Consider the following 25,141-nt stretch of genomic DNA (forward strand, 5'->3'; position numbering starts at 1 on the left):
TCAACGAAAAGATACCACCACTAGCATTACCGCCCTGGGAGGGGTGCCCGGATGGATACAGCACGAAGAAGCGTGGAAATTATCAATCAGCGCGGCCTGCATGCGCGGGCCAGCGCGAAGTTCGTAGCTGCCGTGGCCAACCTGCCGGACGGAACGCAGGTAACCGTCGCGAAGGACGGGATGGAAGCCGTAGGCGGATCGATCCTGGGCCTGATGATGCTCGGCGCGGCCAAGGGCGACACGATCGAGGTCTGCGTGCGCGGCAATGATGCCGATGCATTGCTGACCAAGCTGGTCGGGCTGGTGATGGACGGTTTCGGGGAAGATTGACCCTGGCTGCCCGGCCTGAGCTTGTCGAACCGGCCACGGCGACCTAAGCGGGCCTTATGCGCCGCCAGATCACCGGTTTCTCCAATCCCACGGTCAAATATCTCCGCTCCCTGCGAGAGAAGAAGCACCGCAAGAGGGAAGGCAAGTTCCTCGCCGAGGGGCTCCGCCTCCTCACCGATGCGCGCGAAAGCGGCCGCATTCCCGAAATGCTGATCATGTCGAGCGAGCGGGACGAACATCCGCTGCTCACCGCGCTGGAACAGGCCGTCGATCAGTCTGGCGGCGAAATCCTGGAATGCACGAGTGAGATCCTGTCGAAGATCACCGGCAAGGACAATCCGCAGGCAGTCGCCGGGGTCTTTGCCGAATTCGATACTTCGCTTGCCCATCTTGACCGGTCTTCAGCCAAAATCTGGCTGGTGGCGCAGGCCCTGCGCGATCCCGGCAATCTCGGCACCATGTTGCGCACAGGCGATGCGGTGGGCGCAGGCGGCGTGATCCTGATCGACGATTGCGCCGATCCCTTCTCGGTAGAGGCTGTGCGCGCCAGCATGGGCGCGATCTTCACGCAGGAAATCGCACAGGCGAGTTGGGGCGAATTCATCGACTGGCTGCGCGCCGATGAAGGCCAGCTTGTTGCCGCCTCGCTGCGGGATGCCCAGCCCTATCGCGGCGCACCCTATGCCGCGCCCTGCTTCCTGATGGTTGGCAATGAATCGCGCGGCCTGCCGGAAGAATATGAAATGGCCTGCGACCTGCGCGTGACCATGCCGATGCGCGGACGGGCCGACAGCCTCAACGCCTCCGTAGCAGGCGCAGTGCTGGCCTACGAGGCGCTGGCCGCGCTCGATCCCTGAGAGATTCATTACTGAGGCTATTTTTTCAGCGCCATTCAGCCTGCTGACAGCGAAAATGAACGATAGGGAATCATGCGCCATGCAGTTTCCCTATTGGCCTTCATTCTCCTGGCCCCGTCCCTGACGGCTTGCGTGGCGCAAACCGCACCCCCTCATGCCCTCGAAGGAAGCCAGTGGAGCTTCACCGGAATTGACGGACAGGCGCCGATCGCCCCGGCGCGCGCCAAGCTGTCTTTCGAGGGCGACATGCTCTCCGCCAATGTCGGCTGCAATTCGCTTAGCGGGCCGTGGCGGATCGAAAAGACCCGCCTGATCGCCGGCCCCCTGATCCAGACCCGGATGTTCTGCGAAGGGCAATTGGGCGAACAGGAACAGGCTGCCAGCGCCCTGCTGGTGGCCGCGCCTGAAATAGAGATCGAGGGCAGCACGCTCACCCTCAAGTCGCGCGGGCACAGCGCAAGCTTCACCCGGACCGGCGGCCCCGCGACTCATCGCTGAGAGGCCGTCACTGGCGCATGGACAGAGCGCAGGCGGGAACCTATTGCCTTGCTATGCACTGACACCGGGCAAGCGCACCGCGCTACAAGACCGAATATTGGGGAGAAATGAGCATGTTCCACCGCAAACCCGCCGCCTTTGGCCCTGCCGTCGCAATCGTTGCGCTGGCCCTGCTCACGATCCCGGCCGCCGCTGTCGGCCCTGAAATGGCCGCGCCGGGCTGGATCGTCGATCCTGCCTCCTCAAAGCTCGGTTATGCAGGCGTGGGCAACAGCGAGAGCTTCGAAGGCAGCTTCGGCAAGTGGAGCGCGGAAATCAATTTCGATCCGGCTCATCTCGATCAGTCCCTCGCCAAGGTGACGATCGACACCGGCAGCGCCAGCAGCGGCGATCCGTCGCGCGACGATCCGCTGCGCGAAGCCAGCTGGTTCGACATCGGCGCCTTCCCGAACGCGACCTTCACCACCCATGGCATTACCTCGACGGGGCCCGATGCCTATGTGGCCGACGGCACGCTGACGATCAAAGGCGTGAGCAAGCCGGTGAAGCTGCCCTTCACTCTCACCATCGACGGCGACACTGCCAGGATGAAGGGCGAAGCGCAGATCGACCGGAAGGAATGGGGCCTTGGCGAAGGTTCCTGGCAGGACAAGTCCGTCGACCCCAACGTAACCGTCAAGGTGGACATCACTGCGACCCGGGCCAGTTAAGGCCCGGGCCCGCGCGGGCCCGTCAGTCTCCCGCGACGAAGGCGCTCAGCACCCAGCCATCTTCGCGTTCTTCCACGATCAGGCGATAATCGACCAGCGCCCGCAGCTTGTCCCATTCCATATAGCCGGACAGTTTTCCGTAATCGTCCACCTTGGCGAAGGGACTGTCCTCGTCGGTGCTATCTTCCAGCTGGACGACATCCCAGTCGAAGGTCCGCAGCACTTTGGCATCCCGGCGCTGGGAAGCGAGAAGCGGTACGCCCTCTCCCCGCACCAGCAACAGCGTATAGCTATCCCGGTCCCCGAAATCCTGCGTGAAGTACCACGGCATGGTGAAGCCGCCCTGTTGGTTAACGGCACAACCCAGCGGGAGCAGGTTCTGGAGCGCTTCCCACAAATTATATTGCGGATCTATCAGCCGGCGGCGCAATTCGGCTCGCCCCGCCCCGCCGCCGAAATCCAGCGCGATGTCCGGTGCAGAGAGGGCGACGAGAGCATCCGTATCGCGATCGATCACCGCCTGGGCCAGCTTTACGCGAAATTCTTCCGCGCCGCTGATCGCACCGCATTCATCCCGGGGGGCATAGGGCCCCTTCTGGCGTGGAGTGACCAGCGAGGTAAGTAACGTCTCTGCTTCGCTGGCCTCCGTCTGGCGGGCTTCCGGCGAGGCCGGCGGCGCCTTTCCACCCTCGCCCTGTCCACAGGCAGCAAGCATGGCAAACGGAACGATCAAGGTGACCGACCCCAGCAATTGACGCATATACTCAATCCTCCGGTGCGGTGACCTCCTCTGCCTGATCTTCGACAGGGTCGCCCGCGACGTAACGTGGTGCCGCCTCGACCAACGGCACATCTTCGATTTCTCGCTTGCCGATTTCGACGCCTTTGTCTCTCAATCGGCGACCAGCGGAGAGGACATTGCGCTCAAAGCTTCCCACAAACTTGTTATAATTGCTTACCGCGCTGTCCAGCCCTGAGCCGACGCGCTTGAGATGCTCGCCAGCAACGGCCAGCCGGTCGTACAATTCGGCCCCCATCCGCCCGATCTCCCGAGCCTCCCGGGCCAGCGCATCCTGCCGCCAGACCTGCGCCACGGTGCGCGCAATGGCCACCAGATTGGTGGGCGTCGCCAGCAGCACCTTGCTGCGGAAAGCGAAGTCCCACAGCTCCGGATCATGCTCCAGCGCGGCGGCCAGAAAATGCTCTCCCGGCACGAACATCACCACGTAATCGGGCGCATCCTCGAACTGGCTCTGGTAACTTTTGGCGCCAAGTTGCTGCACGTGGTTCTTCATCGCCCGTGCATGGGCCGCCAGCGCCAGATCGCGCCCCTCATCCGTATCCGCCTCGAAGGCTTCCTGATAAGCGTTGAGAGAAACCTTGGCGTCGATCACCAGTTTCTTCTGGCCGGGTACGTTCACAATGGCATCGGGCCGCAGCCGGCCATCCTCCGTATTCACGGAATGCTCGGTGACGAAATCGGTGTGTTCCGCAAGGCCGCACTGCTCCAGCACGTTGCGCAATTGCTGCTCGCCCCAGCGCCCGCGCGCCTTGGGCGCATTGCGTAGAGAATTGCCGAGCCGTTGAGCTTCCTGCCTTACCTGCTCCTGCCCTTCGCGCATCGACTGGAGCAGACCGGCCAGCTGACCGAATGCGTCCACCCGTTTAGCTTCCAGCGCGGCGACCTGTTCCTCATAGCTTTTCAGCCTCTGGCCCACCGGCTCCAGCAAGATACGGATCTTCTGCTCGCCATTTTCCTCCGACTGACGGAAGCGTTCCTCGGCGCGCCGCAGGAAGGCTTCCTGAGCCTCCCCCAGCACCTTGCTGCCGGCGTTCTGGAATTCCTTGAGCATATCTTCGCGCACCTGAAGGAGCTGACGCCTCTGCTCCTCGAAGCCTGCCTCCCGCGCCTTGAGTGTCGTCAGCTCCTCCCGCGCGCGGTCGAGCTGACCGGCCAGCATATCCGCCCGTGCGGCCCGCTCGCTCATCGTCGCGAGTTCCGGCGCCATGCGGGCGAGCTTTTCGGCCGTATCCCTGCCCTGCGCCTCCGCCGATACCAGCCTCTCCTTCAGTTCCCCCGCGGGTCGCCCGCCGAAGAACCAGCCCATACCCAGCCCGACGGCAAGAGCCACAAGTACAGCAATAACAATAAACAATGTTTCCATAACGCCCCCGCACCAGTGTTGGGCGAGGCATACAGCCCCGCCCAGTTCTACTGGCACCTTTCAAATAAACCACTGTGCAAAGTCAGCACGAGCTTCGTCTTCGGAGACGAAGCCGTTCAATGACATCTCAATGATGCATCCTAACACTGACAACCTGACCCAGTAGCAAAGGCCCTCAATCCAGCAGAACACATGTGGGGTGCGGCACATTGCCACCTCCAAGGATGCGTTTCTTAGAGATGGGTCGCTTTGGAAGGGGCAAAGGGCCGAAATTCCACGATATCACTTGCTAAGCGCACAGAGTACTTTTGCTCTGCTTCGCCGGCGTAGCGCTTCTCGTGCGGTTCAGTCCTAGACGCTTCCACTTTGAGACCACATCCTAGCGGATTGTCATTACGTTCTACTCACTGCTCCATAGGCACCTCCATCACTTCAATGGATGAAACATGCCATACCAGCGCGGGCGAGCAATACCTGAATATCCAGCGGTTGGGGATTTCTGTGGAGAACGTAAAGTGAACACCCTTTTGCGCGCGCGGCCATCGATGCGCTTATTTAGAAAGCAGCTTGCTGTTGCCCCACACCGACAAGAATCCGTCCCAAGAATCACCCTTGAGGATTCGCACAGGAAAATTGTATGAGCCGCTTACAAATTTCAGAATCACGAAATCTTCGTGAGTGCGAAATGGCGGATGGCCGGGCTAGCGCCTTGCCGGACGTTCCCGGAAGTTCGAACTGCCCTTAAGACAACAAGGACGAGAAGCGATGCCTACTGATATCGAAATCGCACGCCAGGCCACGCTGGCCCCCATCACCGAAGTCGCCAAGAAGGCCGGCGTTCCCGATGAGGCGCTGATTCCCTACGGCAAGTACAAGGCCAAGATCGACCGTGACTTGCTGCCTCCGGCGCTGGCTCCGGGCAAGCTGATCCTCGTCACCGCCATCAACCCGACCCCGGCCGGCGAAGGCAAGACCACCACCTCGGTCGGTCTGTCGGACGCCCTGCACCGCATCGGCAAGAAGACCCTGCTGTGCCTGCGCGAACCCAGCCTCGGCCCCTGCTTCGGCGTCAAGGGCGGCGGCGCTGGCGGCGGCAAGAGCCAGGTCATGCCGATGGACGAGATCAACCTGCACTTCACGGGTGACTTCCACGCCATCACTTCGGCCCACAACCTGCTGTCGGCCATGATCGACAACCACATCTACTGGGGCAACGAGCAGAACATCGACCTGCGCCGTGTCACCTGGCGCCGCGTTCTGGACATGAACGATCGCGCCCTGCGCCAGATCGTCGGCCCGCTGGGCGGCGTGTCGAACGGCTATCCGCGTGAAACCGGCTTCGACATCACCGTCGCTTCGGAAATCATGGCCATCCTGTGCCTCGCCTCGGACCTCAAGGACCTGCAGAAGCGCCTGGGCGACATCATCATCGGCTATCGTCGCGACAAGACCCCGGTCTTCTGCCGCGACGTGAAGGCTGACAGCTCGATGACCGTTCTGCTCAAGGACGCCATCCTGCCGAACCTGGTGCAGACGCTGGAAAACAACCCGGCCTTCCTGCATGGTGGCCCCTTCGCCAACATCGCCCATGGCTGTAACTCCGTGATCGCCACCAAGACCGCGCTGGTCATGGCCGATTACGTGGTGACCGAAGCCGGCTTCGGTGCCGACCTCGGCGCTGAAAAGTTCATGGACATCAAGTGCCGCCTCGCCGGGCTGAAGCCCGACGCCGTGGTGCTGGTCGCCACCGTGCGCGCACTCAAGATGAATGGCGGCGTTTCCAAGGCCGACCTGACCAAGGGCGAGAACGTGGAAGCCGTGCGCAAGGGTTCGGTGAACCTGAAGCGCCACATCGAGAACGTGAAGAAGTTCGGCATCACCCCGACCATCGCGATCAACCACTTCTACCTCGATACCGATGCCGAACTGGCCGTGATCAAGGAAATGGCTGAAAGCTTCGGCGCCGAAGCCGTGATCTGCAAGCACTGGGCCGATGGTGGCGCGGGCGCCGAAGAACTGGCCCACATCGTCGCCGCCAAGGCCGACGCCGGTGCGCCGGATTGGGCCCCGCTCTATCCTGACGAAATGCCGCTGGCCGAGAAGATCGAAACGGTCTGCAAGGAAATCTACCGCGCAGAAACCGTCACGATGTCGCCTGCGGTGAAGAGCCAGCTCAAGCAGTGGGAAGAAATGGGCTACGGCAACTTCCCGGTCTGCATGGCGAAGACGCAGTACAGCTTCTCGACCGATCCGACGCAGCTGGGCGCCCCCGAAGGCTTCGACGTAACGATCCGCGAAGTGCGCATCTCGGCCGGTGCCGGCTTCATCGTCGCCATTGCCGGTGACATCATGACCATGCCGGGCCTGCCCAAGGTTCCCTCGGCCGAGGCGATCTACCTCGACGAGAACGGTCAGATCGAAGGCCTTTTCTAAGTTACATCATAGATTGCGAGAGGCCCGTCCGGAGCAATCCGGGCGGGCCTTTTTCATCTGGGGAACCCGGCAATTCCACCAAGTTGCCATCTGCAATAATCCTTCCTAGTCTGCCCCTTCCAAGACAGGGAATTTCGTCCGTTCGATTGAGGTCGAGCGCGAAATATCCCCGCGGGAGAGGGAAGGACATCGCCATGAAATTCGCGAAGGCTGCGGCCGTTCTGCTGGCAGTTTCCACAACAGCTCAGGCGCAGGAAAGCAACTGGGGCTACTTTCAGGATGAAACCGAAACCAAGGGAGTCCGCCTGCTTCAGGCAGGTGTCGTCGCCGAAAACGGCGCACAGCTTATTCTAAAATGTGAAGAACCCGGGGAAACGAAGGTCATAGCCGTAGTCGTCACGGACGTGAATCTCACCGGAGCAAGACCTCGTCCACCCGAACGGCCTGTCTTCCTGCGCTTTGACAATGGCGGACCAAAGGAAGTGCGGTGGTTTTATTATCCCAACAGCGTGATCGCGACGAATACCAAGCGTAATCCGCTGATCGGACCGTTCATCACGCAACTGGCCGACGCGAAAACCCTGGAGGTAAGGCTTGAGCCGGAAAAGGGCAGCCCGGTACAGCTTCATTTCAACGTGACAGGTGCACGTGAGGCAATCGGTCGTGTGTTCGAGAACTGCAAGGACAAGAATCCCCTCGGATAATCCGGAAGAATCATCGGAAGCGGCGCCGTTCCTGTTCGGACGGCCCCCACTTCCGATGAATTCCAGCCAGCACCGTGACGATCGCCGAAGCGAGCGATGGGCGTGTCAGGCCGCCTTGCGCAGCTTTTCCAGCCCATTGAACACCATCGAGGCAGATGTCTCGTGCTGGATGCGGGCTCCTACCGCATCAGCGCCTGTCGAACGGCTTCCTTCACAGGATAGCGCCGCCCCACCTCGCTTTCCTCATTCGGTCCGCCCCGCCACAGCAAAGGCGGTTGAGCCAGAAAACGGGGCGCGCGACCTCGATGAAGGCTCGCCGCATGAACCAGGAAGGGGTGACAGAGATAAACTGTGCCTGCCATTCCGGTCGCCAGCACTTCTTCCAACCCCAGCGTTCCACCGAATCCTCCTTCGACCAGTTCGCGCAAGGTCAGGCCCTGTTCTTCCGCGGGCTCCAGCAGTCGCGCCACCCGGCGGTGCGAACCCGCAAACAGGCGCGTGGGTGCGTCATCCGGGCCAACATCTGAAAACAGGAACAGCATCAGCAAGGCCCGGCCCCGGCTGTACACATTCGCCCGCCACTCCATGAAATCGGGATGCTCCGTCCCGAAACTCACATCGATATGCCAGCCGGTATCCCCCGGATCTTCTGACGAAGGAAAGCGGACGGGAAAGGTTCCCAGGACCATGGGCGGAATCCAGCAATCCGGCCCTGCAAGCTGGTCAAAAGCGCGATGCAGCAGCGGGGTATTGGCGGCTTGCCGAAACGGAGGCTGCCCGTAATGGCCCAGCCTGATGACAGGCCGGGTCCAGTTCGCGGGATCGGACGCGTCCAACCCCATATCGCGCCAGAGAATGGCGCGCGCCTCTTCGGCAATGTCCTCGGGAAAGGCGCGGTTGATCCGCACGAAACCGCGCTGAATGAAGTGATCGATCTCCGCGGGGCTCAACCCAACGGTGGGATTTTGGGTATCAGTCATGAAACACTCTCAACACTCAAAGCCGCACGGCGCGGTCGTGCCGGGCCGTGCGGGCGAATTCACGTTCGTTGCGACTTGGCCTGTCAGGCCAGCGGAAACGCCGCGGAGTAGTTGAAAGCGATAATCGTCATTCTCTTTTCGTTCAGGCCGCCTTACGCAGCTTTTCCAGCTTCTTGAGGGCCATCGAGCGCTTCAGGCGGCTGAGATGATCGATGAACAGGATGCCTTCGAGATGGTCCATCTCGTGCTGGATGCAGGTGGCCAGGAGGCCTTCCATCGCCTCTTCATGCACATTGCCGTCCAAGTCCTGATAGCGCACACGGCAAGTGGCCGGGCGGTCCACATCGGCATAGATATCCGGAACCGAGAGGCAGCCTTCCTGATAGGTGGAAAACTCTTCCGCCGGATCAAGGATTTCGGGGTTGATGAACACCCGTGGTTCCTTCTTCGTCGGCTGATGCGTATGCGCTTCGCCGCCATGATGATGGCAGGCTTCGGGTTCCGCATCGGGATCGTCAGGCTGCAGATCGATTACCACCACGCGCAGCGGCACGCCCACCTGGATAGCCGCAAGGCCGATACCGGGCGCGTCATACATCGTCTCGAACATGTCGGCGACGAGCGTCTTGAGCTCGTCATCGAAGGTCTCGACGCGCGAGGAAATGGTCTTCAGCCGGGCATCCGGCACTTCAAGGATTTCACGAATAGCCATCAGCCGCAGATAATCGCGCCTTTGGCCGGGCGCAAGGCGCGGTGCGCGGCGAATTTTCGATCAGACTATGCTGCGCGGTGCCGGTTCAGCCCACCGGCCGCCTCGCTCGCAGCGCCTGTGCCAGCGTGCCCTCGTCCAGATAATCCAGTTCTCCGCCCACCGGCAGGCCATGGGCCAGCTGCGTTATCCGCACCGGGAAGCCTTCCAGCCGTTCGGCGATGTAATGGGCCGTGGTCTGCCCTTCCAGCGTGGCGTTCATCGCCAGCACCACTTCATCGATCCCGCCGGCCTCGACCCGGGTAATCAGTTTGCCGATCGTCAAATCTTCCGGGCGCACCCCGTCCAGCGCAGACAGCCGCCCACCCAGCACGTGATATTTGCCGGTGAAAAGCCGCGCCCGGTCCAGCGCCCACAGGTCCGCCACATCCTCCACCACGCAGAGCTGGCGCGCATCGCGGCGCGGATCGGCGCAGATGCCGCAGGGATTCTGTGTATCCACATTGCCGCAAATGGCGCATTCCACCAGCGTCTCACGCACAGAGGTCATCGCCTCCAGCAGTTGCACCAGCGCGGTTTCCCGCCGCTTGACCAGCCACAGCACCGCCCGCCGCGCGGAACGCGGGCCAAGCCCCGGCAGGCGTGCCAGGGCAGCGCTGAGTGCCTCGATCTCTTGCGATGCCATGTCCCGGGAGATAGGGCTTGCCGCTCCCGATAGGAAGGCCACGATAGCCCGCTATGCGCATCATTTTCATGGGAACGCCGGACTTTGCCGTGCCCGCCCTGCAAGCCCTGCACGCGGCAGGGCATCAAATCCTGGCGGCCTATACCCAGCCGCCCCGCCCCGGCGGCAGGCGAGGCAAGGAATTGACGCCCACGCCCGTCCACAAGGCGGCGGAGGCGCTGGGGATTGAGGTGCGCCATCCCGTGACGCTGAAAGACGCGCAGGCGCAGGCGGACTTTGCCGCGCTGGATGCGGATGTGGCCGTGGTTGCCGCCTATGGCCTGATCCTGCCGCAATCAGTTCTGGATATGCCCCGACATGGCTGCCTGAACATCCACGCCTCGCTCCTGCCGCGCTGGCGCGGAGCAGCCCCGGTGCAGCGGGCTATTCTGGCAGGGGATGGGGAAACCGGCATCACCATCATGCAGATGGCCGCCGGGCTGGACACGGGCGCCATGCTGGCGAAAGTGGCCACGCCTGTCGATCGCAGGACTACCGGCGAACTGACTTCCGAACTGGCAGCAAGCGGCGCCGGGCTGATGGTGGAAGTACTGGCCGATTTGCCTGCCTTCCCGCCCGAGGAACAGGACGACGCCCTCGCCACTTATGCCGCCAAGATCGACAAGGCCGAGGCGCGGATCGATTTCACCAAGGGCGCCCTGCAGGTGGACCGGCAAGTACGCGCCTTCGCGCCAGCACCTGGCGCATGGTTCGAGGTCGATGGGGAACGGGTGAAGGTGCTGGCGGCTGAACTTGCCCCCAATTCTCATTACTCCCCCGAAGCGGGGGTGACGCTCGATGACCAACTCACCATTGGCTGCGGCGACAGCGCCATTCGCCCGATAGTCGTACAACGGGCTGGCAAGCCCGCGATGAACACCGCCGACCTCCTCCGTGGCTTCCCCATTCCCGCCGGAACCCAACTCGGCTGATGACCCGTTACGCTCTCACCATCGAATTCGACGGCACGCCCTTCATGGGCCTCCAGCGGCAGGCGCATGGGCCCAGCGTGCAGCAGACCGTGGAAGAGGCTGTGCGGCAGGTGACTGGCGAAGCGGCCACGCTCCATTCGTCAGGACGCACCGATGCGGGTGTCCATGCACTCGCCATGCGCAGCCATGTGGACATCGCCAAGCCCTTCACACCCTTCCGCCTGATGGAGGCACTCAACGCGCTGATGCGCCCGGCCCCGGTCGCGGTGATCGACTGCAAGGTGGTCCCGGATGACTGGCACGCGCGCTTTTCCTGTATCGGCCGGTCCTATCTATACCGCATCGTCAACCGGCGCGCACCGTTGACGCTGGAGAAGAACCGCGCCTGGCATGTTGCCCGCCCGCTGGATGCGGAGGCGATGCACCGGGCCGCGCAGAATCTGGTGGGGCGGCACGATTTCACCACCTTCCGCTCGGTCCATTGTCAGGCGAAGGATCCGGTCAAGACGCTCGACCGGCTGGATGTGCGCCGCGAGGGCGATCTGGTGCTGATCGAGGCGGCCGCGCGCAGTTTTCTGCATCATCAGGTCCGCTCCATGGTGGGCACGCTGGCGCTGGTGGGGCTGGGCCAATGGAGCGAGGACCAGGTGGCACAGGCCCTTGCCGCTCGGGAACGACAGGCGCTGGGCCTCAATGCCCCGCCAGACGGGCTCTATTTCGTCCGCGCCTTCTATCCCGGCGAGGACTGACCCCGCTCTCTAGGGCGAAGGTGCAGGGGACGGCGAGCTTCGCGGCGCGCTCGTGCCCGGTGCTACGGTCAAACCGTCATTAGTGAGCCGCACATCCACCGGCATGCCGTTCACTTGTGTGGAAAGCACCGCCTCGCCCTGCTTGACACGCAGATTGGTGCCATCCGTACCGATGGGAATCTCGGCACCCTCCGGCACATCGAGCGGCTGGACCGGGCCGGAGGGATCGGGCTGAGGCGTTGCCTTGCGCTTCGCGGGGACCACCTTGGGGCCGAGCGCCTGGCTGATGAAATCCTTCCAGATACGCGCGGGCAAGCCGCCCCCGTGCACCCCGCCCAGCGGCGTGTTATCGTCATTGCCGACCCACACGCCGACCACCAGATCGCCGGCATAGCCAACGAACAGGGCGTCGCGATTATCCTGGCTGGTGCCGGTCTTGCCGAAATTGGGCACGTTGAGCATCGCCGCGCGCCCGGTGCCGCGATTGATCGTGGCCCGCAGCATTTCCTCGATCCCTTCCTGCTCGCGGGAGGAAAGGTGCTGCTGCGAATTCCACAGCCAGTCGAACCAGCCCGCCTCCTCCGCTTTCACCGCGCGCGGTTTCACCGGGAAGGCATTGCCCGCCACGCCCGCATAGGCTGCCGTCAGTTCCAGCAAGGTCATGCTGGAGGTGCCGAGCGCCAGGCTGGGGTCGCCTTCCGCCAGCGGGGAAGTAACGCCGAGGTCACGCGCGGTTTCGATCACCTTCTCGCTGCCCAGCTGCCCGAACAGGCGCACGGCGGCGACATTGCTGGAACGGGCAAAGGCATCCTTCAATGTGATGCTGTCCGAATAGGTGCCGCTGGCATTGGCCGGACGATAGGAGCCGCTTTCGATGGGCGAATTGTCGATCCGATCGTCAGGCGACATGCCATCGCGCAGGGCAGCCAGATAGACGAACAGCTTGAAGGTGGAACCCGGCTGGCGCCGTGCCTGAGTGGCACGGTTGAAGGGGGAATCCTCGTAATCCTTGCCCCCGATCATGGCGACGACTTCACCATTGGGGCGCATAGCCACCAGCGCCACCTGTGCCTTGCCCAGCCCTGCCCGGCTCACCGCGCGGCGGGCAGCGGCCTGCAGGCGGGAATCGAGCGTGGTGGTGATCGTCTGCCCGCCATAGCCCGCCTCGGTGAGCTTGCGTGCCTCGGGCAGTGCCCAATCGGCAAAATAGGTGCCGGTCGGCAGATCATCGCCCCCGTCGCGCACATCCAGGCGGGGGGAACGCATGGCCTTGGCCTCAGCCTGCGTAAGGAAACCTGCCTCCACCATGGTCTGGAGCACCACCCGCATGCGCTCTTCGGCGAGCCTGTAATTCCTGGTCGGCGCATAGCGCGACGGCGCCTGCAACAGCCCGGCCAGCATGGCGGCCTGCTCCGGCTTCAGCTTTTCCGGCTGACGGTGGAAATAGTGCAACGAGGCCGCGCGCAGCCCATACACATTATCGCCAAAATAGGCATTGGAGAGATAACGCTCCAGTATCTCGTCCTTGGTCAGCCATGCCTCCAGCCAGAAGGCGATCAGCGCCTCGCGCGCCTTGCGGGTGAGGTTCTGCTCAGGCGTCAGGAAGGTGAACTTGGCAAGTTGCTGGGTGATCGTGCTGCCACCCTGCGTACGTCCGGTCGTCAGGTTGCTCCACGCCGCGCGGGCGATGCCGCGCGGATCGACGCCCCAGTGATCGTAGAAACGCCGGTCCTCGATGGCGATGAAGGCCTGGGGCACATGGGGTGGCAATTCCGCCACCTTCACCGGCCTGTCCACCACGGCGCCATTGCGGGCAATCGGCGTGCCATCGGCGGCCAGCAGGGTCAGTTCCGGGGGAGCGATGGGCTGGAGCGACTTGGAAAGTGGGGCGGTGACCATCAGCCAGCCAACCAGCAGCACGAACAACAGCGCAAAGGCGGCCATGCCCCGCCTGATCCACCACCAGCGCGTGTGGAGCTTCTTCGGCGGCGCGGCAGGCGTTTCGACGCCCCCGATAACCCGCCCCCCGCCTAGCGCGCCGGGCGGAACGTCGTCGTCATCCGCATCCAGCCCGTAAAGCGCGGAATGCGGTGCTTCCTCGTAGTAGATATGCTGCACGGGTCGCGGCTCGCGCGACCAGGGCCACCAGCGCCGTTTCACGCCCGGCTTACGGGAAGGTAAATCCATCGGAACGCTGTATTAGCGAAACAACACAGCCTTGGCGAGAGGATTTGCACACCATGCCCCCTCCCCGTGTGAGGAAGGGCATGGAGCAGGCTCACGCCTTGCCCACGACGCTTTCAGGCAGATCCACGCCAAAGACGCGCTGGTAATATTCGGCCACCAGCATCCGCTCCGCCTCGTCACACTTGTTGAGGAAGCTGAGGCGGAAGGCAAAGCCCACATCCTTGAAGATCGCGGAGTTCTGGGCCCAGGTGATGACGGTGCGCGGGCTCATCACGGTGGAGATGTCCCCATTGATGAAGCCTTGGCGGGTCAACCCGGCAACGCGGATCATCTTTGCGATCACATCCTTGTCCATGTCCGGGTTCTTGGCCGAGACGATGTCCAGTTCGGTGGATTCCGGCAGGTAGTTCAGAGCAACCACGATATTCCAGCGGTCCATCTGGCCCTGGTTGATCGCCTGCGTGCCGTGATAGAGCCCGCTCGTATCCCCAAGGCCCACCGTATTCGCCGTAGCAAACAGGCGGAAGTTCGGGTTCGGGCGGATCACGCGGTTCTGATCGAGCAGGGTCAGCTTGCCTTCGGTTTCCAGCACGCGCTGGATCACGAACATCACGTCCGGGCGGCCGGCGTCATATTCGTCGAACACCAGAGCGACCGGATGCTGCAAAGCCCAGGGCAACAGGCCTTCGCGAAATTCGGTAACCTGCAGGCCATCGCGCAGCACGATCGCATCGCGCCCGATCAGGTCGATACGGCTGATATGCGCGTCAAGATTGATACGGATGCACGGCCAGTTGAGGCGCGCGGCGACCTGTTCGATGTGAGTCGATTTGCCGGTCCCGTGATAGCCCTGCACCATCACGCGGCGATTATAGGCAAAGCCTGCCAGAATCGCGAGGGTGGTGTCCGGATCAAACACATAGGTGTCATCCCGATCGGGCACCCGCTCATCCGCCTCGCTGAAGGCGGGGCAGGTCATGTCCGTATCGATCCCGAAGACTTCGCGTACGCTGATCACCTTGTCAGGTGCTGCGAGGCGGGTGGTTCCGGTGGGCTCAGAGTGCTTGTTGGTCATCTCGTTCATCGCGCCGGATCGACTAGACGGGCACGCGCGTCGCTGCAACAAGCAATCCCCGTAATGGGCCAGATTCGGCCTTACGGGAGAGTACATCCATGAAGATTTTCGGTTTTCCCCTCTCACCCTTCGTTCGCAAGGTGCTGGTCGCCACCAAGGAAAAGGGAATCGATGCGGAACTGATCCCGTCCAATCCCAACCAGCCCGACGAGGCGTTCCTGCAGGCGAGCCCCTTCCGCAAGATTCCGGCGATTCAGGACGGCGATTTCCGCCTGGCCGATTCCACCGCGATCGTCACCTATCTTGAGGCCAAATATCCCACCCCCGCCCTGCTTCCCGCCGACGCCCAGACGCGCGGCAAGGCCGTGTGGTTCGATGAAGTGGCGGACACCATCCTGATCCCGGCCGGCGCGCCGATCGTGGTCAACCGGTTCCTCTATCCCAAGGTCTTCGGCAAGGAAGGTGACGAGGCAGCAGCCGTCGCGGCCGAGGAAGCGATCCTCAAGCCGCTCGACTATCTCGAAGGCGTGCTCGGCAATGGCGGCTGGCTGGCCGGTGAATTTTCCGTGGGCGACATTGCCGTTGCATCCTCTGTCAAGACGCTGGGCTACGCGGGCTGGCAGCTCGACGCTTCGCGCTACCCCGCTTTGGCCGACTGGTATGATCGCGTGAGCGCCCGTCATGCCTGGCAGGCCGCTGCCGAGCAGGAAGCGGCGGTATTCGCCTCGCTGGGGGGCTGATCCGTTACGGGGCGCCTGCGGGCGCCCCGATCTTTGGCGGCAGGGAGAACAGGGCTGCGTAGCGTTTCGCCAGCTCGCGATCTCCCTCCACCACCAGGCCAGCCTCTGCCTCCAGCACTTCCATCGGGATTTTCGGATAGAGCAGCGCGGCAACGGCCATGGCATCCTGCGCACGAAAGATCACGGGCGCGTCCAGCGCATCGATGCGGCGTATCGACAGTTCCCCATCGCGTAATTCCGCGACGAACATTTCCCCTGCCACATCGAAGCCGACCACGGCGTCGAAAGCCTTCGCCCCTTCCCGGTCCAGCATCGTGCGCATCGAAATCATCAACGATACCGCCGATAGCGGCAGCATCGGATCATGCAGCACAGATCGTGCCGCCCAGCGCCCAAGTTCCTGCACCGCAGGCTCGATCGTGTAGCCCCACTCGGTCAATTCATAGACCTGCGTAGAGGCTGGCGGCGGCAGAAGACGTTTTACCAGCACGCCCGCCGCTTCCAGCCCGGCCAGCCGTTCAGTCAGAACCTTGGCGCTGATGCCGGGCAAAACCCGGCGCAGATCGGAGAAACGCCTGCCGCCCAGCAGCAATTCGCGCACGATGAGCAGCGACCAGCGTTCCCCCACCACTTCCATGGCGAAGGCCGTGCCGCAGGCATCGCCATACCACTTGCCGTGGCACTCTTGCGACGAACTGGTTTCTTTTAGTGACTTCATAGTTGCTTTTAGTAACTCACTAGATGATGCTTCGGCAATGGCGATTCGCCAAAGGGGAGAATGCTGGACATGAGCAAGATGATTTTCGTGAACCTGCCGGTGACAGATCTGCCGCGCGCCCAGGCTTTCTATGAGGCGCTGGGCTTTCCGAATAATCCGCAATTCACGGATGAGAACGCCGCCTGCATGGTGTGGTCGGAAACAATCTTCGTCATGCTGTTGAGCCATGGGCATTGGCGTAACTTCACTCAACGCCCCTTCCCGCCCGAAGGCTCCAGCGAAGTGATGCTGGCGCTCAATTTCGACAGCACGGAAGAAGTGAACCGCATTGTAGACCTCGCCGGAGCGCAGGGCGGCACGGCGGACGTCAATCCGAAACAGGACCATGGCTTCATGGTTTCCCGCAGCTTTGCCGATCCGGACGGGCATGTCTGGGAAGCCTTCTGGATGGACCCGGCGGCTATGACAGGCAGCGAAGGCTAAGCCAGCAGATCGGGGGAGGAACTGCAATGAGCCAGAAACGCATGACGATAGCGGGTTGGGTGCTGACCGGCTTGTTCGCCCTGTTCATGCTGGGCGCATCCATCGCACCCAAGCTGTTGGGGATGAAGGCTGCCGCAGCCAGTCTGCGCGATCTTGGCTGGCCAACCAGCTATGTGGCCTTGATCGGCGGGTTCGAACTGGCCTTCGTCCTGCTCTATCTGGTTCCGCGCACCAGTGTGCTGGGGGCCGTTTTGATGACCGCCCTGATCGGCGGCGCAATGGCAGCGCATATTCGCGTCGGCAGTCCGCTGTTCAGCCACACATTGTTCGGCATCTACCTCTCCCTGTTCATGTGGGGCGGCCTCTGGCTGCGCATGCCGGGGTTGAGAGCCCTGTTTCCCATCGACGTCACAAAAAAGGAAGGAGCCTGAAGCCATGTATATCCAGGGATTTATCGTGCCGGTCCCGGCCGGAAACAAGGATGCCTATCGCGATGTCGCCGCGAAGTTCTGGGAGATCGCAGAGGATCTCGGCGCCTTGCAGCAGCTAGAGGCGTGGGAAGTGGACGTTCCCGATGGCAAGGTAACTGACTTCCGCCGGGCCGTGAATCTGGAGGAAGGCGAGAAGGTCGTCTTCTCGTGGGTCACCTGGCCCGACAAGGCCACGGCGGATGCCGCTCATGAAAAGATGATGAGCGATCCGCGCATGGAGGAATTCGGCGGAACCATGCCCTTTGACGGGAAACGAATGGTCTTCGGCGGCTTCGAGCCCCTGGTGTTCAAGGAGGCCAAATGATGGCCGGCTTCCCCATCTGGTATGAGCTGATGACGCCCGATCCGGCCAAGGTGGCCCCGTTCTATCGCGCGGTCACCGGCTGGACGATCTCGCCGGAAGGCAACATCATGCCCAATGGCGCGGAATATCGCATGATCCACCGCGCCAATGGCGGCCATGAGGGCGGCGTCCTGTCGCTCACGCCCGCGATGATGGAAGGCGGCGCCCAGCCCGGCTGGATCGCCTATTTCCATGTCCCCGATGTGGACGCCGCGCTGCCCAGAGCCGAAGCACTGGGAGCGACCGTGTGGATGGGCGCCCAGTCCGTTCCGGGTGCCGGGCGAATGGCCATGCTGGCCGACCCGCAAGGCGCCCCCTTCTATATCATGACCCCCGCCCCGCCGCCCGACAAGGTCGATCTGACGAGCGATGTCTTCGATGCGAAAAAGCCCGGCCACTGCCGCTGGATGCAGCTCGACACCATCGACGCGCCCGCCGCCAATACCTTCTACACCGCCCTGTTCGACTGGAAGACCGATCAGACCATGCCGATGGGCCCGGCGGGCGATTACCGCTTCATCGAATTCGACGGCGTGCAGATCGGCGCCTTTAATCCGATGATCCCCCAGGGGCAGAAGCCTGCCTGGCTGCTGTTCTTTGGCGTGGAAGACATCGACACTGCAAAATCCGCCGCACAGGCCCATGGCGGCACGGTAACGCAGGATATTCATCAGGTCCCCAGCCGCGATTTCATCTTTATGGCCCGCGATCCCGCCGGTGCCGCAGTGGCTTTCGTCGGCCCGCGCAAGGGAGCCTGATCATGCAGAACAAAGCTTTCGCCTGCATCTGGTACGAAAATGGGGCGGAAGATGCCGCCCGCTTTTATGCCGAGACTATTCCGGGCAGTTCCATGGGCGCAGTACACAGGGCCCCGGCGGACAATCCCTCCACCCCGAAAGATGCCGTGCTGATGGTGGAGTTCACCGTAGCAGGCATTCCCTGCCTCGGCCTCAATGGCGGCCCCGCCTTCAAGCAGAGCGAGGCGTTTTCCATTCAGGTGCTGACCGACAGTCAGGAGGAGACCGACCGTCTGTGGAATGCCATTGTCGGCAATGGCGGGGCGGAGAGCATGTGCGGCTGGTGCAAGGATCGCTGGGGCCTCTCCTGGCAGATCACTCCGCGCGCGCTGATGCAGGCCCACTCCCATCCTGACGAAGCAGCCCGCGCCCGCGCCTTCCAGGCAATGATGGGCATGAAGAAGATCGACATAGCGGCCATCGAAGCCGCGATAGCGGGGTAGACACGATGCTGGCTCTCTATGGCCATCCCTTCTCCTCCTATACGTGGAAGGGTCTGATCCCGCTCTATGCCACGGGGGCGGGATTCGAGTTCCGCGAAGTCGGGCCGGACGAGCCGGATCACAGCGATTTCGTCGCGCGATCCCACCCGGCAGGGAAGTTTCCCGTGCTGGTGGATGGCGACACTACGGTGATCGAAGCAACCTCCATCGTTGAACATCTGGCACTGAAATATCCCGCCAGCGGCCTGATTCCAGCAGATCCCGCCGAGGCTGCGATTGCGCGCATGCTGGACCGGGTGTTCGACAATTACGTAATGGGCAGCGGCCAGCGCGTGGTGAATGCCTTTCTCGCCAATATGGCGGCACCCGATCAGGCAGAGATCGAGGCTGGCAAAGCCGGCCTGCGCCGCGCCTATCGCTGGCTGGAAAGCTGGCTGGCGGAAAATGCCCTGCCCGCGCATGTCTCACTGGTGAGCTGCGCGGCGGCCCCTTCGCTGTTCTATGCGGACTGGATCGAACCCATCCCCGCCACAGCCCCGCGCCTCGCGGCCTTGCGGGCCGAGTTGCTTGCGCTGCCGGAAGTCAGCCGCTGCGTGGAGGATGCGCGGCCATTCCGTCCATGGTTCCCGCCCGGCGCGCCCGACCGCGACTGACCGGGACTGGAGAGAGGAAGCACACAGATGTCCAACGAACTGAAAGTTAGCTGTTTCATCGCTGCTCCGCCGGAAAAGGTCTGGGATGTGCTTGCCAACCGCATGGAGGAATGGTGGTGCCCCAGGCCCTGGCGCGTGGAGGTCGATCATCAGGATCGCCGCGCGGGCGGACGCTGCGCCATGACCATGTATGGGCCCGATGGCGAAGTCATGCCCAATGAAGGCATTTTCCTCGCTTGGGAGGAAGGCCGCCGCTTCGTGAGCACGGATGCCTTCAGGGGCGAGGATTTCGATCCGTCCGGCCCCTTCATGGTCGGTTTCTGGGAAATCGAGCCCGAAGGCGACGGCACCCGCTATACTGCCCGCGCCAAGCACTGGAGCGAAGTAGCCCGCAGGAACCACGAGGAAATGGGCTTCACTCCGGGCTGGATGGCCGCAGCGGAACAGCTGAAGGAACTGTGCGAGCAGGCTTGACTTTGCGCCATTTGTTCCATTTATGTTCCAGATCTACAGCAGGAGATTAGGGCATGGCTGACTTCACCTTTTTCACTAACCCCATGTCGCGCGGGCAGATCGCCCGCTGGGCCCTGCATGAGGCAGGGGCGAGCTATGACGAAGTGATAGTGGAGTGGGACGCCAAGCCCGCCGAACTGCTGGCGGCAAACCCGCTCGGCAAGGTTCCGACAGTGATCCATCATACGCCCGGTGGAGACCGGGTGATTTCCGAGGCCGCCGCGATCTGCGCCTATCTCGCCGCGGATGACCTTGCGCCCCGGGAAGAAGAACGCGCGGATTATTTTCGCTGGCTGTTCTTCACGGCAGGCCCGATCGAACAGGGCGTCACAGCGCGCCGCTACGGCTACGAGCCGAAAGAGGCGCGCGATCGCATCTCGGTTGGCTGGGGCGATACCGATGCAGCGCTCGCCATGCTGGAAGGCCATCTGGCCGAAGCCGATTTCGTCTGCGGCAAGCGTTTCACCATGGCGGATGTCTATGTCGGCAGTCAGGTAGAATGGGGCATGATGTTCGGGACTTTTCCGGAACGGCCTGCCTTTACTGCCTATGTCGAACGGTTCCGCGCGCGTGACGCTTATAAGGCGGCAAAGGCTATCGACTACGCCCAGATCGCCGAACGACAGGCGCAGGGCTGACCCTTGCCTTAGCCCTCCTCTGAATAGGAGAAAGCTAGAGGGCGTGGACAAATTGCAGCCTAAGCTTCCATAACTGCTTTTCAGAATTTCGACCTAGAAACTGCCGTTCCGGACACGACAACATTGCGGACGATTGCACTATCGTCATGCTGAACTTGTTTCAGCATCCATCCATCCCAGAGAACTGCCGTGCGATCCGGAGAAATGGATCCTGAAACAAGTTCAGGATGACGGGTTAGGGTGGTCCGCTTCCCCAAGGCTACCGAAAGCCGATAATCCGGACACGACGCATTGCGGACATCCCCTACCTCCGCTCGTCCTGAGCTTGTCGAAGGACACGCGCTAGCGCTTGCCCAACAAGGGGATATTGGGCTGACGGTTTCCCGTGTCCTTCGACAAGCTCAGGATGAGCGGACGTGGTGGCTTGGGATAAGGATACTACTCACTTACCTTCGTCATTCTCGCGAAGGCGGGAACCCAGCGGCAACCGTTGATCTGGATTCCCGCCTTCGCGGGAATGACCGGCATTAGGTAGCAACAGCAGAAAAAACCATCCTGCCGCGCCGCGCTACCCCGCGCTAGGTTATTGCCATGGCAGGCGAACACACGATAAGCGCGCTTAGGCGCAAATACGCCCGTTTGATCGGGGAAGCAGAGCACCTTGAGGCGGAAGCCGCGCGGCACCGCAGATTGGCGAGCCATGTGGCCGAAACCATCAAGCTGTTCGATGCCGGGCTAGATGTTTCAGGTATTCGCCCGGTTCAGTCACGGGCCTATAGCCGCTGGCGAGGGCGCGGCGTCGGGATACGGATCTATCTCGCTATCCTGCGCAGCGCCGACGCGCCGCTAACCTCGCTTGAGATAGCCGAGAGGGCCGCCGCGTTCGATCCAGAGGGTGGAAGCAGCAGGTCCGCCATCAAGGCGCTCGTCGGGCCGCTCAACAAGGCTCTGTCCAAGAGAGTTGGCCGGGATGTTGTGCGAATTGAGGGAAGGCCGCGACGGTGGGCGCTGGTGCGGGCCGGACAGTAGTTTCAGTTCAATGGAGGTGTGTATGTCTATCAGCCGTCGCCAAGGGCGGAATTCAGCTTGTCCCGAAGATCGCGAGCCAAGGCCTCTGGAAGTGAAAACGTCACCGGAAGGCCGGTTGATAACGTGGTTTCTAAAGCCAGGCTGGGGCAACTTCCCGCAATTCCTACGGAATCGATCAGAAGAGGTATCCGAGACTCTGCCACCGAAATACCATTGCTCAGAGCCGCTAACGCCACAGTCAGCGAAAGCGAGAGGTGTGGTATTTCTTCCGATGCAAAAGCGAGTTCAAGAACGTCCCCATCGTCACGATGGGCGACAATGACCACATCCCCTGCATCATGCTCGACACCAATCCCCGGTATATCGTCTGCTCTGAAGCGAAAACTTGCCATCACCGCCTCCCGATTCCCCCGGTAGGCTATGGCGTCACAGGTAGGGAGTCGAGTCAGGCGGCGCGCTGCCAGTAGCCCGCCCAGCGGCGGCTCTGGCGCGAGGCCATAGCGGCCCCGGCAACCAGCATCGCCTGATCGCCATTGGAGCGGCGGCGATGATCTTCGCGCCAAGCGGCTTCCCCGGCATAGGCATTGAGATACGGCCCGGCGATATGGTGGTGCGTCCCAACTTCCATGCGGCGCAGGCGGCTGAAATAGCTTTCGGCCTGATTGGTGCATGCGCCATCTTCGAAATAGGCCTGCGAGTGATTGATGCGCCACGTATCCCAGCCCGCGTGGAGATCATCCCAGCTTGAAGCCTCGTCGGCATGAACCGTGGCGAGTGTATGAACCCGGTCACGCACGATAGGCACGGCATCGCCTTCGTGGCGCACGATGAACGGCAGGGCCTTTCCGCCACGTTCCCGCATCACAACAACGCACTGGCGCTTGCCGGTCTGGTTCACGGCAAGGCGACGGTCCCTCCGATCCTCCTTGCGGTTTTCAGGCCGGACGTGGCCGCCGAAATAGGCCCCGTCGATTTCCACGATACCCTTGAGCATCGCGTCGGCCTGCTCCTTCGCCATGGCCTCGCGCAGCTTATGGCAAAGGACGTAGGCAGTCTTGTATTGCACATCCAGATCGCGGCTGACCTGGAGTGCGGAAACGCCCTTCGCGCCGTTCACGAACAGCACGATAGCGGCCAGCAGATCGGTGAAGGCCAGTTTGCGCGCGGCAAAGATCGTCCCGCTCGTAACCGAGAACTGGTGCCCGCAGGCCTTGCACTGGAACTTGCGGCGGGTGGGAATGTCATAGGCATCGCAACAGCCGCAACGCGGGCACACGGCCTCGCCTTCCGTCTCCGGCCAGCGCAGGGAACGGAACATCTCATAGGCCTTGTCCTCGCCCATGGTGTAAACCTGCTTGAGGCTGATCGTGCGAGCCTTGGCAGAGAGAAGGAAGTGTTGGCCTTTGCGTTTCATCATCATATCCGGTGTTGACACATCGAATATGATGATTTCATGTCCCGTTGTCAATGAGAATTACATCGTTTATGATGATGCCCATGGACAACACGATGAATGACGCCGTGAAGCGGGCCACGCGCGAAGTCGCAGCTATGGTCATGCTGTTTACGCTGACCGTTGCAGGGCTTTTTGGAGCGATCTTGTGGAGCGCCGCGCATGGCTGACATCGATTGGACCGCGCGGGCAAAGGGCCTGCTTAAAGCAGAGTTGAAGCGCCGGGATATCGGCTATCGGGAACTGGCTGAGAAGCTGGCCCTGCTTGGCATAAACGAAAACGAGCGGAACCTTGCGAACAAGATCAGCCGGGGGGGCTTTAGTGCCGCGTTTCTACTGCAATGTCTGAGCGCGATTGGAGTGGAAACGCTTAGGTTGGATTAGTGGCGTTCCCGCCTCTGTTGATCCAGCACTGGTAGCCATGTTTTCCAGCCCGGTCGCATATAGGTTTCGAGTTCGTCTTTCGTGATGAAACTATCCAGCGTGATATCTGCGCGCAAATACCCGTCTATTTCTTGTCCGCGTTTCATCGCTTCCCACTGACGAGATGTCATCACCGCTGGCCGGATTAGGCCTTCACGAGCGTAATACAGCATCTCGCTCGCCTCACCCTGGGCTTCAAGATGGCCTTCGTATTCGGAGGGGTGAATCCCAACCGCAACACAGGCAGCTTCGCGGATGGTAAAGCGAGTCCTATTTTCGATAAACGCCGCCAAAGTCTTGCCTGCTATGCGCTTACGATGATCTTGGAGGATGCGTCGCCCATCTGACCAAAGTAGCGTGGCCAGCAAAAGCCCGGAGAAAATCCAAAGTCCTGTGTTCTGGTCAATCATGGCGGCCATCTCCCGCCACGGCTGAGCCGCCTGCTCGTAATCCAGAGCATCCTTTGGAAGCCAAAGCAGCCCTAGAAAGAACATCAGAAAGCCCAGAGACTTCCAGCCAAGTTTGATAATGCGCAACATCACCCGCTTCTGCCTCACCCCTCCCCAAAAGTGGAGTCCGGCAGAAATGCCTAGCTTCGACGCGCCTTCTGCGCTTGCTACCTAATGCCGGGAATGACGAATTGGGGACTGGCAATTCCCCGCCCCGTTCCTGCCATTCAGGCCGCAAGCTGTAATCCCAGATATCAGACGCTCATTCATGTCCGAATTTGTCCACGCCGCCTAAAAAGCGGCTTCAAGCCAGAGCGCTCGACTTCCTCAATATCTGATAGGCTTCCACCACCCTGCCCAGCCGCGCTTCCTGGCTGCGGTCGCCGCCGTTGCGATCCGGGTGATATTTCCGCACCAATTGGGAGTAACGCTTGCGCAGGTGCGCGCGGTCCGTATCCGGCTCCAGCCCCATCACGCCCAGCGCCTCACGCTCACGCGGAGTGAAGCGGGCTTTTGCCTGATCTTCGGCATGGCGCCCCGCGGCGCGGCGGCGAATATCCGCCGCTCGCATACCGATGGCCTCCAGCGGATCGTCGAAATCGGCCCAGCGCGGCACGGCGCCCACTCCGCCATCGGGTTGAAAGGCACGGCTTTCCCGCCGCCAGCCGGCAACGGGATGCTGAGCTTCGAGGATTTCCTCGGCGCTCATCCCCTCGAACCAGTCATAGCCTGAATTGAACTCGCGCACGTGATCCAGGCAGAACCAGCGCCACTGCCCCGGCCCGTCGAAACCCGACGGACGCGAGCCCGGCGCCCGGAATTCACCTGCATCACCGCACCCTGGAGCTTCGCATCGGCGCCCCCGTGCCTCAAACCGTCCCTTGAACCTGTCGTGCTTCACCCCTTTAGGATGGG

The 25,141-nt window shown here is 62.1% G+C and carries 32 protein-coding genes; 20 read left to right on the plus strand and 12 right to left on the minus strand.

Translation table 11 applies throughout. From position 1 onward, the window contains the following. The first annotated feature begins 51 nt into the window (after positions 1 to 51). From H0274_RS06430 to H0274_RS06445, 4 genes are all read left to right on the plus strand, one after another. Entirely contained in the window at positions 52 to 330 is a 279-nt protein-coding gene (locus tag H0274_RS06430) for an HPr family phosphocarrier protein (protein WP_226794087.1), read from the plus strand. 56 nt (positions 331 to 386) lie between these two features. Next, positions 387 to 1,187: a TrmH family RNA methyltransferase gene (locus H0274_RS06435; protein WP_226794088.1), complete on the plus strand. Its 801-nt coding sequence runs from the start codon at positions 387 to 389 to the stop codon at positions 1,185 to 1,187. 132 nt (positions 1,188 to 1,319) lie between these two features. Then, entirely contained in the window at positions 1,320 to 1,685 is a 366-nt protein-coding gene (locus H0274_RS06440) for an META domain-containing protein (RefSeq protein ID WP_226794089.1), read from the plus strand. A gap of 113 nt (positions 1,686 to 1,798) precedes the next feature. Continuing rightward, complete coding sequence (locus H0274_RS06445) at positions 1,799 to 2,395, plus strand: YceI family protein (RefSeq protein WP_226794090.1); 597 nt, start codon at positions 1,799 to 1,801, stop codon at positions 2,393 to 2,395. Between the two features lie 22 nt (positions 2,396 to 2,417). On the opposite strand, the gene H0274_RS06450 is transcribed toward H0274_RS06445, so the two are convergent. Both H0274_RS06450 and H0274_RS06455 read right to left on the minus strand, forming a co-directional pair. Continuing rightward, on the minus strand, positions 2,418 to 3,155 hold the full coding sequence (locus H0274_RS06450) for a hypothetical protein (protein ID WP_226794091.1): 738 nt from the start codon (positions 3,153 to 3,155) through the stop codon (positions 2,418 to 2,420). Positions 3,156 to 3,159: 4 nt separating this feature from the next. Next, a complete protein-coding gene (locus H0274_RS06455; RefSeq protein ID WP_226794092.1) occupies positions 3,160 to 4,560 on the minus strand; it encodes a DNA recombination protein RmuC in 1,401 nt (466 codons plus the stop codon). A 765-nt stretch (positions 4,561 to 5,325) separates the two neighbouring features. Here H0274_RS06455 and H0274_RS06460 point away from each other — a divergent pair. Beyond that, positions 5,326 to 6,993: a formate--tetrahydrofolate ligase gene (locus H0274_RS06460; protein ID WP_054529367.1), complete on the plus strand. Its 1,668-nt coding sequence runs from the start codon at positions 5,326 to 5,328 to the stop codon at positions 6,991 to 6,993. Positions 6,994 to 7,187: 194 nt separating this feature from the next. Continuing rightward, complete coding sequence (locus tag H0274_RS06465) at positions 7,188 to 7,697, plus strand: hypothetical protein (protein WP_226794093.1); 510 nt, start codon at positions 7,188 to 7,190, stop codon at positions 7,695 to 7,697. A gap of 179 nt (positions 7,698 to 7,876) precedes the next feature. On the opposite strand, the gene H0274_RS06470 is transcribed toward H0274_RS06465, so the two are convergent. From H0274_RS06470 to recR, 3 genes are all read right to left on the minus strand, one after another. Beyond that, positions 7,877 to 8,677 (minus strand): phytanoyl-CoA dioxygenase family protein, encoded by an 801-nt coding sequence (locus H0274_RS06470; RefSeq protein WP_226794094.1) that lies wholly within the window; start codon positions 8,675 to 8,677, stop codon positions 7,877 to 7,879. A 142-nt stretch (positions 8,678 to 8,819) separates the two neighbouring features. Next, on the minus strand, positions 8,820 to 9,389 hold the full coding sequence (gene def / locus H0274_RS06475) for a peptide deformylase (RefSeq protein ID WP_226794095.1): 570 nt from the start codon (positions 9,387 to 9,389) through the stop codon (positions 8,820 to 8,822). Between the two features lie 85 nt (positions 9,390 to 9,474). Continuing rightward, positions 9,475 to 10,071, minus strand: a complete 597-nt coding sequence (recR, locus tag H0274_RS06480) for a recombination mediator RecR (protein ID WP_226794096.1) — start codon at positions 10,069 to 10,071, stop codon at positions 9,475 to 9,477. Positions 10,072 to 10,124: 53 nt separating this feature from the next. Here recR and fmt point away from each other — a divergent pair, with 53 nt between their 5' ends. Both fmt and truA read left to right on the plus strand, forming a co-directional pair. Next, positions 10,125 to 11,042, plus strand: a complete 918-nt coding sequence (fmt, locus tag H0274_RS06485) for a methionyl-tRNA formyltransferase (RefSeq protein ID WP_226794097.1) — start codon at positions 10,125 to 10,127, stop codon at positions 11,040 to 11,042. Then, positions 11,042 to 11,791 carry a tRNA pseudouridine(38-40) synthase TruA gene (gene truA, locus H0274_RS06490; protein WP_226794098.1) on the plus strand — a complete coding sequence of 250 codons (750 nt, stop codon included), beginning with the start codon at positions 11,042 to 11,044 and terminating at the stop codon, positions 11,789 to 11,791. The genes fmt and truA overlap by 1 nt, the downstream gene beginning before the upstream one ends. A gap of 9 nt (positions 11,792 to 11,800) precedes the next feature. Here the strand turns inward: truA and H0274_RS06495 are convergent, their stop codons facing one another. After that, positions 11,801 to 13,978 (minus strand): transglycosylase domain-containing protein, encoded by a 2,178-nt coding sequence (locus H0274_RS06495; protein WP_226794099.1) that lies wholly within the window; start codon positions 13,976 to 13,978, stop codon positions 11,801 to 11,803. 91 nt (positions 13,979 to 14,069) lie between these two features. Further along, positions 14,070 to 15,062, minus strand: coding sequence for a cobaltochelatase subunit CobS (gene cobS, locus H0274_RS06500; protein ID WP_226794100.1), 993 nt, complete (start codon positions 15,060 to 15,062; stop codon positions 14,070 to 14,072). 89 nt (positions 15,063 to 15,151) lie between these two features. On the opposite strand from cobS, the gene H0274_RS06505 reads away from it, so the two are divergent. Then, positions 15,152 to 15,793 carry a glutathione S-transferase family protein gene (locus H0274_RS06505; RefSeq protein ID WP_226794101.1) on the plus strand — a complete coding sequence of 214 codons (642 nt, stop codon included), beginning with the start codon at positions 15,152 to 15,154 and terminating at the stop codon, positions 15,791 to 15,793. A gap of 4 nt (positions 15,794 to 15,797) precedes the next feature. Here the strand turns inward: H0274_RS06505 and H0274_RS06510 are convergent, their stop codons facing one another. Then, positions 15,798 to 16,511 carry a winged helix-turn-helix transcriptional regulator gene (locus tag H0274_RS06510; protein ID WP_226794102.1) on the minus strand — a complete coding sequence of 238 codons (714 nt, stop codon included), beginning with the start codon at positions 16,509 to 16,511 and terminating at the stop codon, positions 15,798 to 15,800. A gap of 69 nt (positions 16,512 to 16,580) precedes the next feature. Here H0274_RS06510 and H0274_RS06515 point away from each other — a divergent pair, with 69 nt between their 5' ends. From H0274_RS06515 to H0274_RS06555, 9 genes are all read left to right on the plus strand, one after another. Beyond that, the gene (locus tag H0274_RS06515; RefSeq protein WP_226794103.1) at positions 16,581 to 16,994 is read left to right on the plus strand and encodes a VOC family protein; all 414 of its coding nucleotides are present in this window, start codon (positions 16,581 to 16,583) and stop codon (positions 16,992 to 16,994) included. Positions 16,995 to 17,020: 26 nt separating this feature from the next. Beyond that, positions 17,021 to 17,425 (plus strand): DoxX family protein, encoded by a 405-nt coding sequence (locus H0274_RS06520; RefSeq protein ID WP_226794104.1) that lies wholly within the window; start codon positions 17,021 to 17,023, stop codon positions 17,423 to 17,425. Positions 17,426 to 17,429: 4 nt separating this feature from the next. After that, the gene (locus H0274_RS06525; RefSeq protein ID WP_226794105.1) at positions 17,430 to 17,789 is read left to right on the plus strand and encodes a DUF1428 domain-containing protein; all 360 of its coding nucleotides are present in this window, start codon (positions 17,430 to 17,432) and stop codon (positions 17,787 to 17,789) included. Beyond that, positions 17,786 to 18,586, plus strand: a complete 801-nt coding sequence (locus tag H0274_RS06530; RefSeq protein ID WP_226794106.1) for a VOC family protein — start codon at positions 17,786 to 17,788, stop codon at positions 18,584 to 18,586. Before H0274_RS06525 ends, H0274_RS06530 begins: the two co-directional genes overlap by 4 nt. 2 nt (positions 18,587 to 18,588) lie before the next feature. Next, complete coding sequence (locus tag H0274_RS06535) at positions 18,589 to 19,068, plus strand: VOC family protein (protein WP_226794107.1); 480 nt, start codon at positions 18,589 to 18,591, stop codon at positions 19,066 to 19,068. A 5-nt stretch (positions 19,069 to 19,073) separates the two neighbouring features. After that, on the plus strand, positions 19,074 to 19,721 hold the full coding sequence (locus H0274_RS06540; protein WP_226794108.1) for a glutathione S-transferase family protein: 648 nt from the start codon (positions 19,074 to 19,076) through the stop codon (positions 19,719 to 19,721). Between the two features lie 27 nt (positions 19,722 to 19,748). Continuing rightward, a complete protein-coding gene (locus tag H0274_RS06545; RefSeq protein WP_226794109.1) occupies positions 19,749 to 20,195 on the plus strand; it encodes an SRPBCC domain-containing protein in 447 nt (148 codons plus the stop codon). 53 nt (positions 20,196 to 20,248) lie between these two features. Then, positions 20,249 to 20,872, plus strand: coding sequence for a glutathione S-transferase family protein (locus H0274_RS06550; RefSeq protein WP_226794110.1), 624 nt, complete (start codon positions 20,249 to 20,251; stop codon positions 20,870 to 20,872). A gap of 591 nt (positions 20,873 to 21,463) precedes the next feature. Beyond that, on the plus strand, positions 21,464 to 21,901 hold the full coding sequence (locus tag H0274_RS06555; RefSeq protein ID WP_226794111.1) for a hypothetical protein: 438 nt from the start codon (positions 21,464 to 21,466) through the stop codon (positions 21,899 to 21,901). Between the two features lie 29 nt (positions 21,902 to 21,930). Here the strand turns inward: H0274_RS06555 and H0274_RS06560 are convergent, their stop codons facing one another. After that, positions 21,931 to 22,293 (minus strand): hypothetical protein, encoded by a 363-nt coding sequence (locus H0274_RS06560; RefSeq protein WP_226794112.1) that lies wholly within the window; start codon positions 22,291 to 22,293, stop codon positions 21,931 to 21,933. A gap of 53 nt (positions 22,294 to 22,346) precedes the next feature. Continuing rightward, a complete protein-coding gene (locus H0274_RS06565) occupies positions 22,347 to 23,315 on the minus strand; it encodes an IS1595 family transposase (RefSeq protein WP_226794463.1) in 969 nt (322 codons plus the stop codon). 71 nt (positions 23,316 to 23,386) lie between these two features. Here H0274_RS06565 and H0274_RS06570 point away from each other — a divergent pair, with 71 nt between their 5' ends. Both H0274_RS06570 and H0274_RS06575 read left to right on the plus strand, forming a co-directional pair. Next, on the plus strand, positions 23,387 to 23,524 hold the full coding sequence (locus H0274_RS06570; RefSeq protein WP_226794113.1) for a hypothetical protein: 138 nt from the start codon (positions 23,387 to 23,389) through the stop codon (positions 23,522 to 23,524). Next, complete coding sequence (locus H0274_RS06575; protein WP_226794114.1) at positions 23,517 to 23,738, plus strand: DUF6471 domain-containing protein; 222 nt, start codon at positions 23,517 to 23,519, stop codon at positions 23,736 to 23,738. The genes H0274_RS06570 and H0274_RS06575 overlap by 8 nt, the downstream gene beginning before the upstream one ends. Here H0274_RS06575 and H0274_RS06580 read toward each other — a convergent pair. Together H0274_RS06580 and H0274_RS06585 are read right to left on the minus strand one after the other, a co-directional pair. Further along, the gene (locus H0274_RS06580) at positions 23,735 to 24,316 is read right to left on the minus strand and encodes a hypothetical protein (RefSeq protein ID WP_226794115.1); all 582 of its coding nucleotides are present in this window, start codon (positions 24,314 to 24,316) and stop codon (positions 23,735 to 23,737) included. The genes H0274_RS06575 and H0274_RS06580 overlap by 4 nt on opposite strands. A gap of 214 nt (positions 24,317 to 24,530) precedes the next feature. Continuing rightward, positions 24,531 to 24,974: a J domain-containing protein gene (locus tag H0274_RS06585; protein ID WP_319018206.1), complete on the minus strand. Its 444-nt coding sequence runs from the start codon at positions 24,972 to 24,974 to the stop codon at positions 24,531 to 24,533. Between the last annotated feature and the right edge of the window lie 167 nt (positions 24,975 to 25,141).

Source organism: Fulverythrobacter ferritrahens (assembly GCF_020539485.1).
Taxonomy (GTDB): Bacteria; Pseudomonadota; Alphaproteobacteria; order Sphingomonadales; family Sphingomonadaceae; genus Andeanibacterium; species Andeanibacterium ferritrahens.

Excerpts from the sequence above, each read along its gene's own strand:
- H0274_RS06530 (WP_226794106.1), top strand. The coding sequence starts at position 17,786 with ATGATGGCCGGCTTCCCCATCTGGTATGAGCTGATGACGCCCGATCCG.
- H0274_RS06515 (WP_226794103.1), top strand. The coding sequence starts at position 16,581 with ATGAGCAAGATGATTTTCGTGAACCTGCCGGTGACAGATCTGCCGCGC.
- H0274_RS06565 (WP_226794463.1), bottom strand. The coding sequence starts at position 23,315 with ATGAAACGCAAAGGCCAACACTTCCTTCTCTCTGCCAAGGCTCGCACG.
- H0274_RS06535 (WP_226794107.1), top strand. The coding sequence starts at position 18,589 with ATGCAGAACAAAGCTTTCGCCTGCATCTGGTACGAAAATGGGGCGGAA.
- H0274_RS06545 (WP_226794109.1), top strand. The coding sequence starts at position 19,749 with ATGTCCAACGAACTGAAAGTTAGCTGTTTCATCGCTGCTCCGCCGGAA.
- H0274_RS06570 (WP_226794113.1), top strand. The coding sequence starts at position 23,387 with ATGATGATGCCCATGGACAACACGATGAATGACGCCGTGAAGCGGGCC.
- H0274_RS06505 (WP_226794101.1), top strand. The coding sequence starts at position 15,152 with ATGAAGATTTTCGGTTTTCCCCTCTCACCCTTCGTTCGCAAGGTGCTG.
- H0274_RS06560 (WP_226794112.1), bottom strand. The coding sequence starts at position 22,293 with ATGGCAAGTTTTCGCTTCAGAGCAGACGATATACCGGGGATTGGTGTC.
- H0274_RS06430 (WP_226794087.1), top strand. The coding sequence starts at position 52 with ATGGATACAGCACGAAGAAGCGTGGAAATTATCAATCAGCGCGGCCTG.
- H0274_RS06460 (WP_054529367.1), top strand. The coding sequence starts at position 5,326 with ATGCCTACTGATATCGAAATCGCACGCCAGGCCACGCTGGCCCCCATC.
- H0274_RS06450 (WP_226794091.1), bottom strand. The coding sequence starts at position 3,155 with ATGCGTCAATTGCTGGGGTCGGTCACCTTGATCGTTCCGTTTGCCATG.
- H0274_RS06465 (WP_226794093.1), top strand. The coding sequence starts at position 7,188 with ATGAAATTCGCGAAGGCTGCGGCCGTTCTGCTGGCAGTTTCCACAACA.
- H0274_RS06510 (WP_226794102.1), bottom strand. The coding sequence starts at position 16,511 with ATGAAGTCACTAAAAGAAACCAGTTCGTCGCAAGAGTGCCACGGCAAG.
- H0274_RS06520 (WP_226794104.1), top strand. The coding sequence starts at position 17,021 with ATGAGCCAGAAACGCATGACGATAGCGGGTTGGGTGCTGACCGGCTTG.
- H0274_RS06445 (WP_226794090.1), top strand. The coding sequence starts at position 1,799 with ATGTTCCACCGCAAACCCGCCGCCTTTGGCCCTGCCGTCGCAATCGTT.
- H0274_RS06525 (WP_226794105.1), top strand. The coding sequence starts at position 17,430 with ATGTATATCCAGGGATTTATCGTGCCGGTCCCGGCCGGAAACAAGGAT.
- H0274_RS06555 (WP_226794111.1), top strand. The coding sequence starts at position 21,464 with ATGGCAGGCGAACACACGATAAGCGCGCTTAGGCGCAAATACGCCCGT.
- recR (WP_226794096.1), bottom strand. The coding sequence starts at position 10,071 with ATGGCATCGCAAGAGATCGAGGCACTCAGCGCTGCCCTGGCACGCCTG.
- fmt (WP_226794097.1), top strand. The coding sequence starts at position 10,125 with ATGCGCATCATTTTCATGGGAACGCCGGACTTTGCCGTGCCCGCCCTG.
- H0274_RS06435 (WP_226794088.1), top strand. The coding sequence starts at position 387 with ATGCGCCGCCAGATCACCGGTTTCTCCAATCCCACGGTCAAATATCTC.
- H0274_RS06470 (WP_226794094.1), bottom strand. The coding sequence starts at position 8,677 with ATGACTGATACCCAAAATCCCACCGTTGGGTTGAGCCCCGCGGAGATC.
- cobS (WP_226794100.1), bottom strand. The coding sequence starts at position 15,062 with ATGAACGAGATGACCAACAAGCACTCTGAGCCCACCGGAACCACCCGC.
- truA (WP_226794098.1), top strand. The coding sequence starts at position 11,042 with ATGACCCGTTACGCTCTCACCATCGAATTCGACGGCACGCCCTTCATG.
- H0274_RS06495 (WP_226794099.1), bottom strand. The coding sequence starts at position 13,978 with ATGGATTTACCTTCCCGTAAGCCGGGCGTGAAACGGCGCTGGTGGCCC.
- H0274_RS06580 (WP_226794115.1), bottom strand. The coding sequence starts at position 24,316 with ATGTTGCGCATTATCAAACTTGGCTGGAAGTCTCTGGGCTTTCTGATG.
- H0274_RS06575 (WP_226794114.1), top strand. The coding sequence starts at position 23,517 with ATGGCTGACATCGATTGGACCGCGCGGGCAAAGGGCCTGCTTAAAGCA.
- def (WP_226794095.1), bottom strand. The coding sequence starts at position 9,389 with ATGGCTATTCGTGAAATCCTTGAAGTGCCGGATGCCCGGCTGAAGACC.
- H0274_RS06540 (WP_226794108.1), top strand. The coding sequence starts at position 19,074 with ATGCTGGCTCTCTATGGCCATCCCTTCTCCTCCTATACGTGGAAGGGT.
- H0274_RS06455 (WP_226794092.1), bottom strand. The coding sequence starts at position 4,560 with ATGGAAACATTGTTTATTGTTATTGCTGTACTTGTGGCTCTTGCCGTC.
- H0274_RS06550 (WP_226794110.1), top strand. The coding sequence starts at position 20,249 with ATGGCTGACTTCACCTTTTTCACTAACCCCATGTCGCGCGGGCAGATC.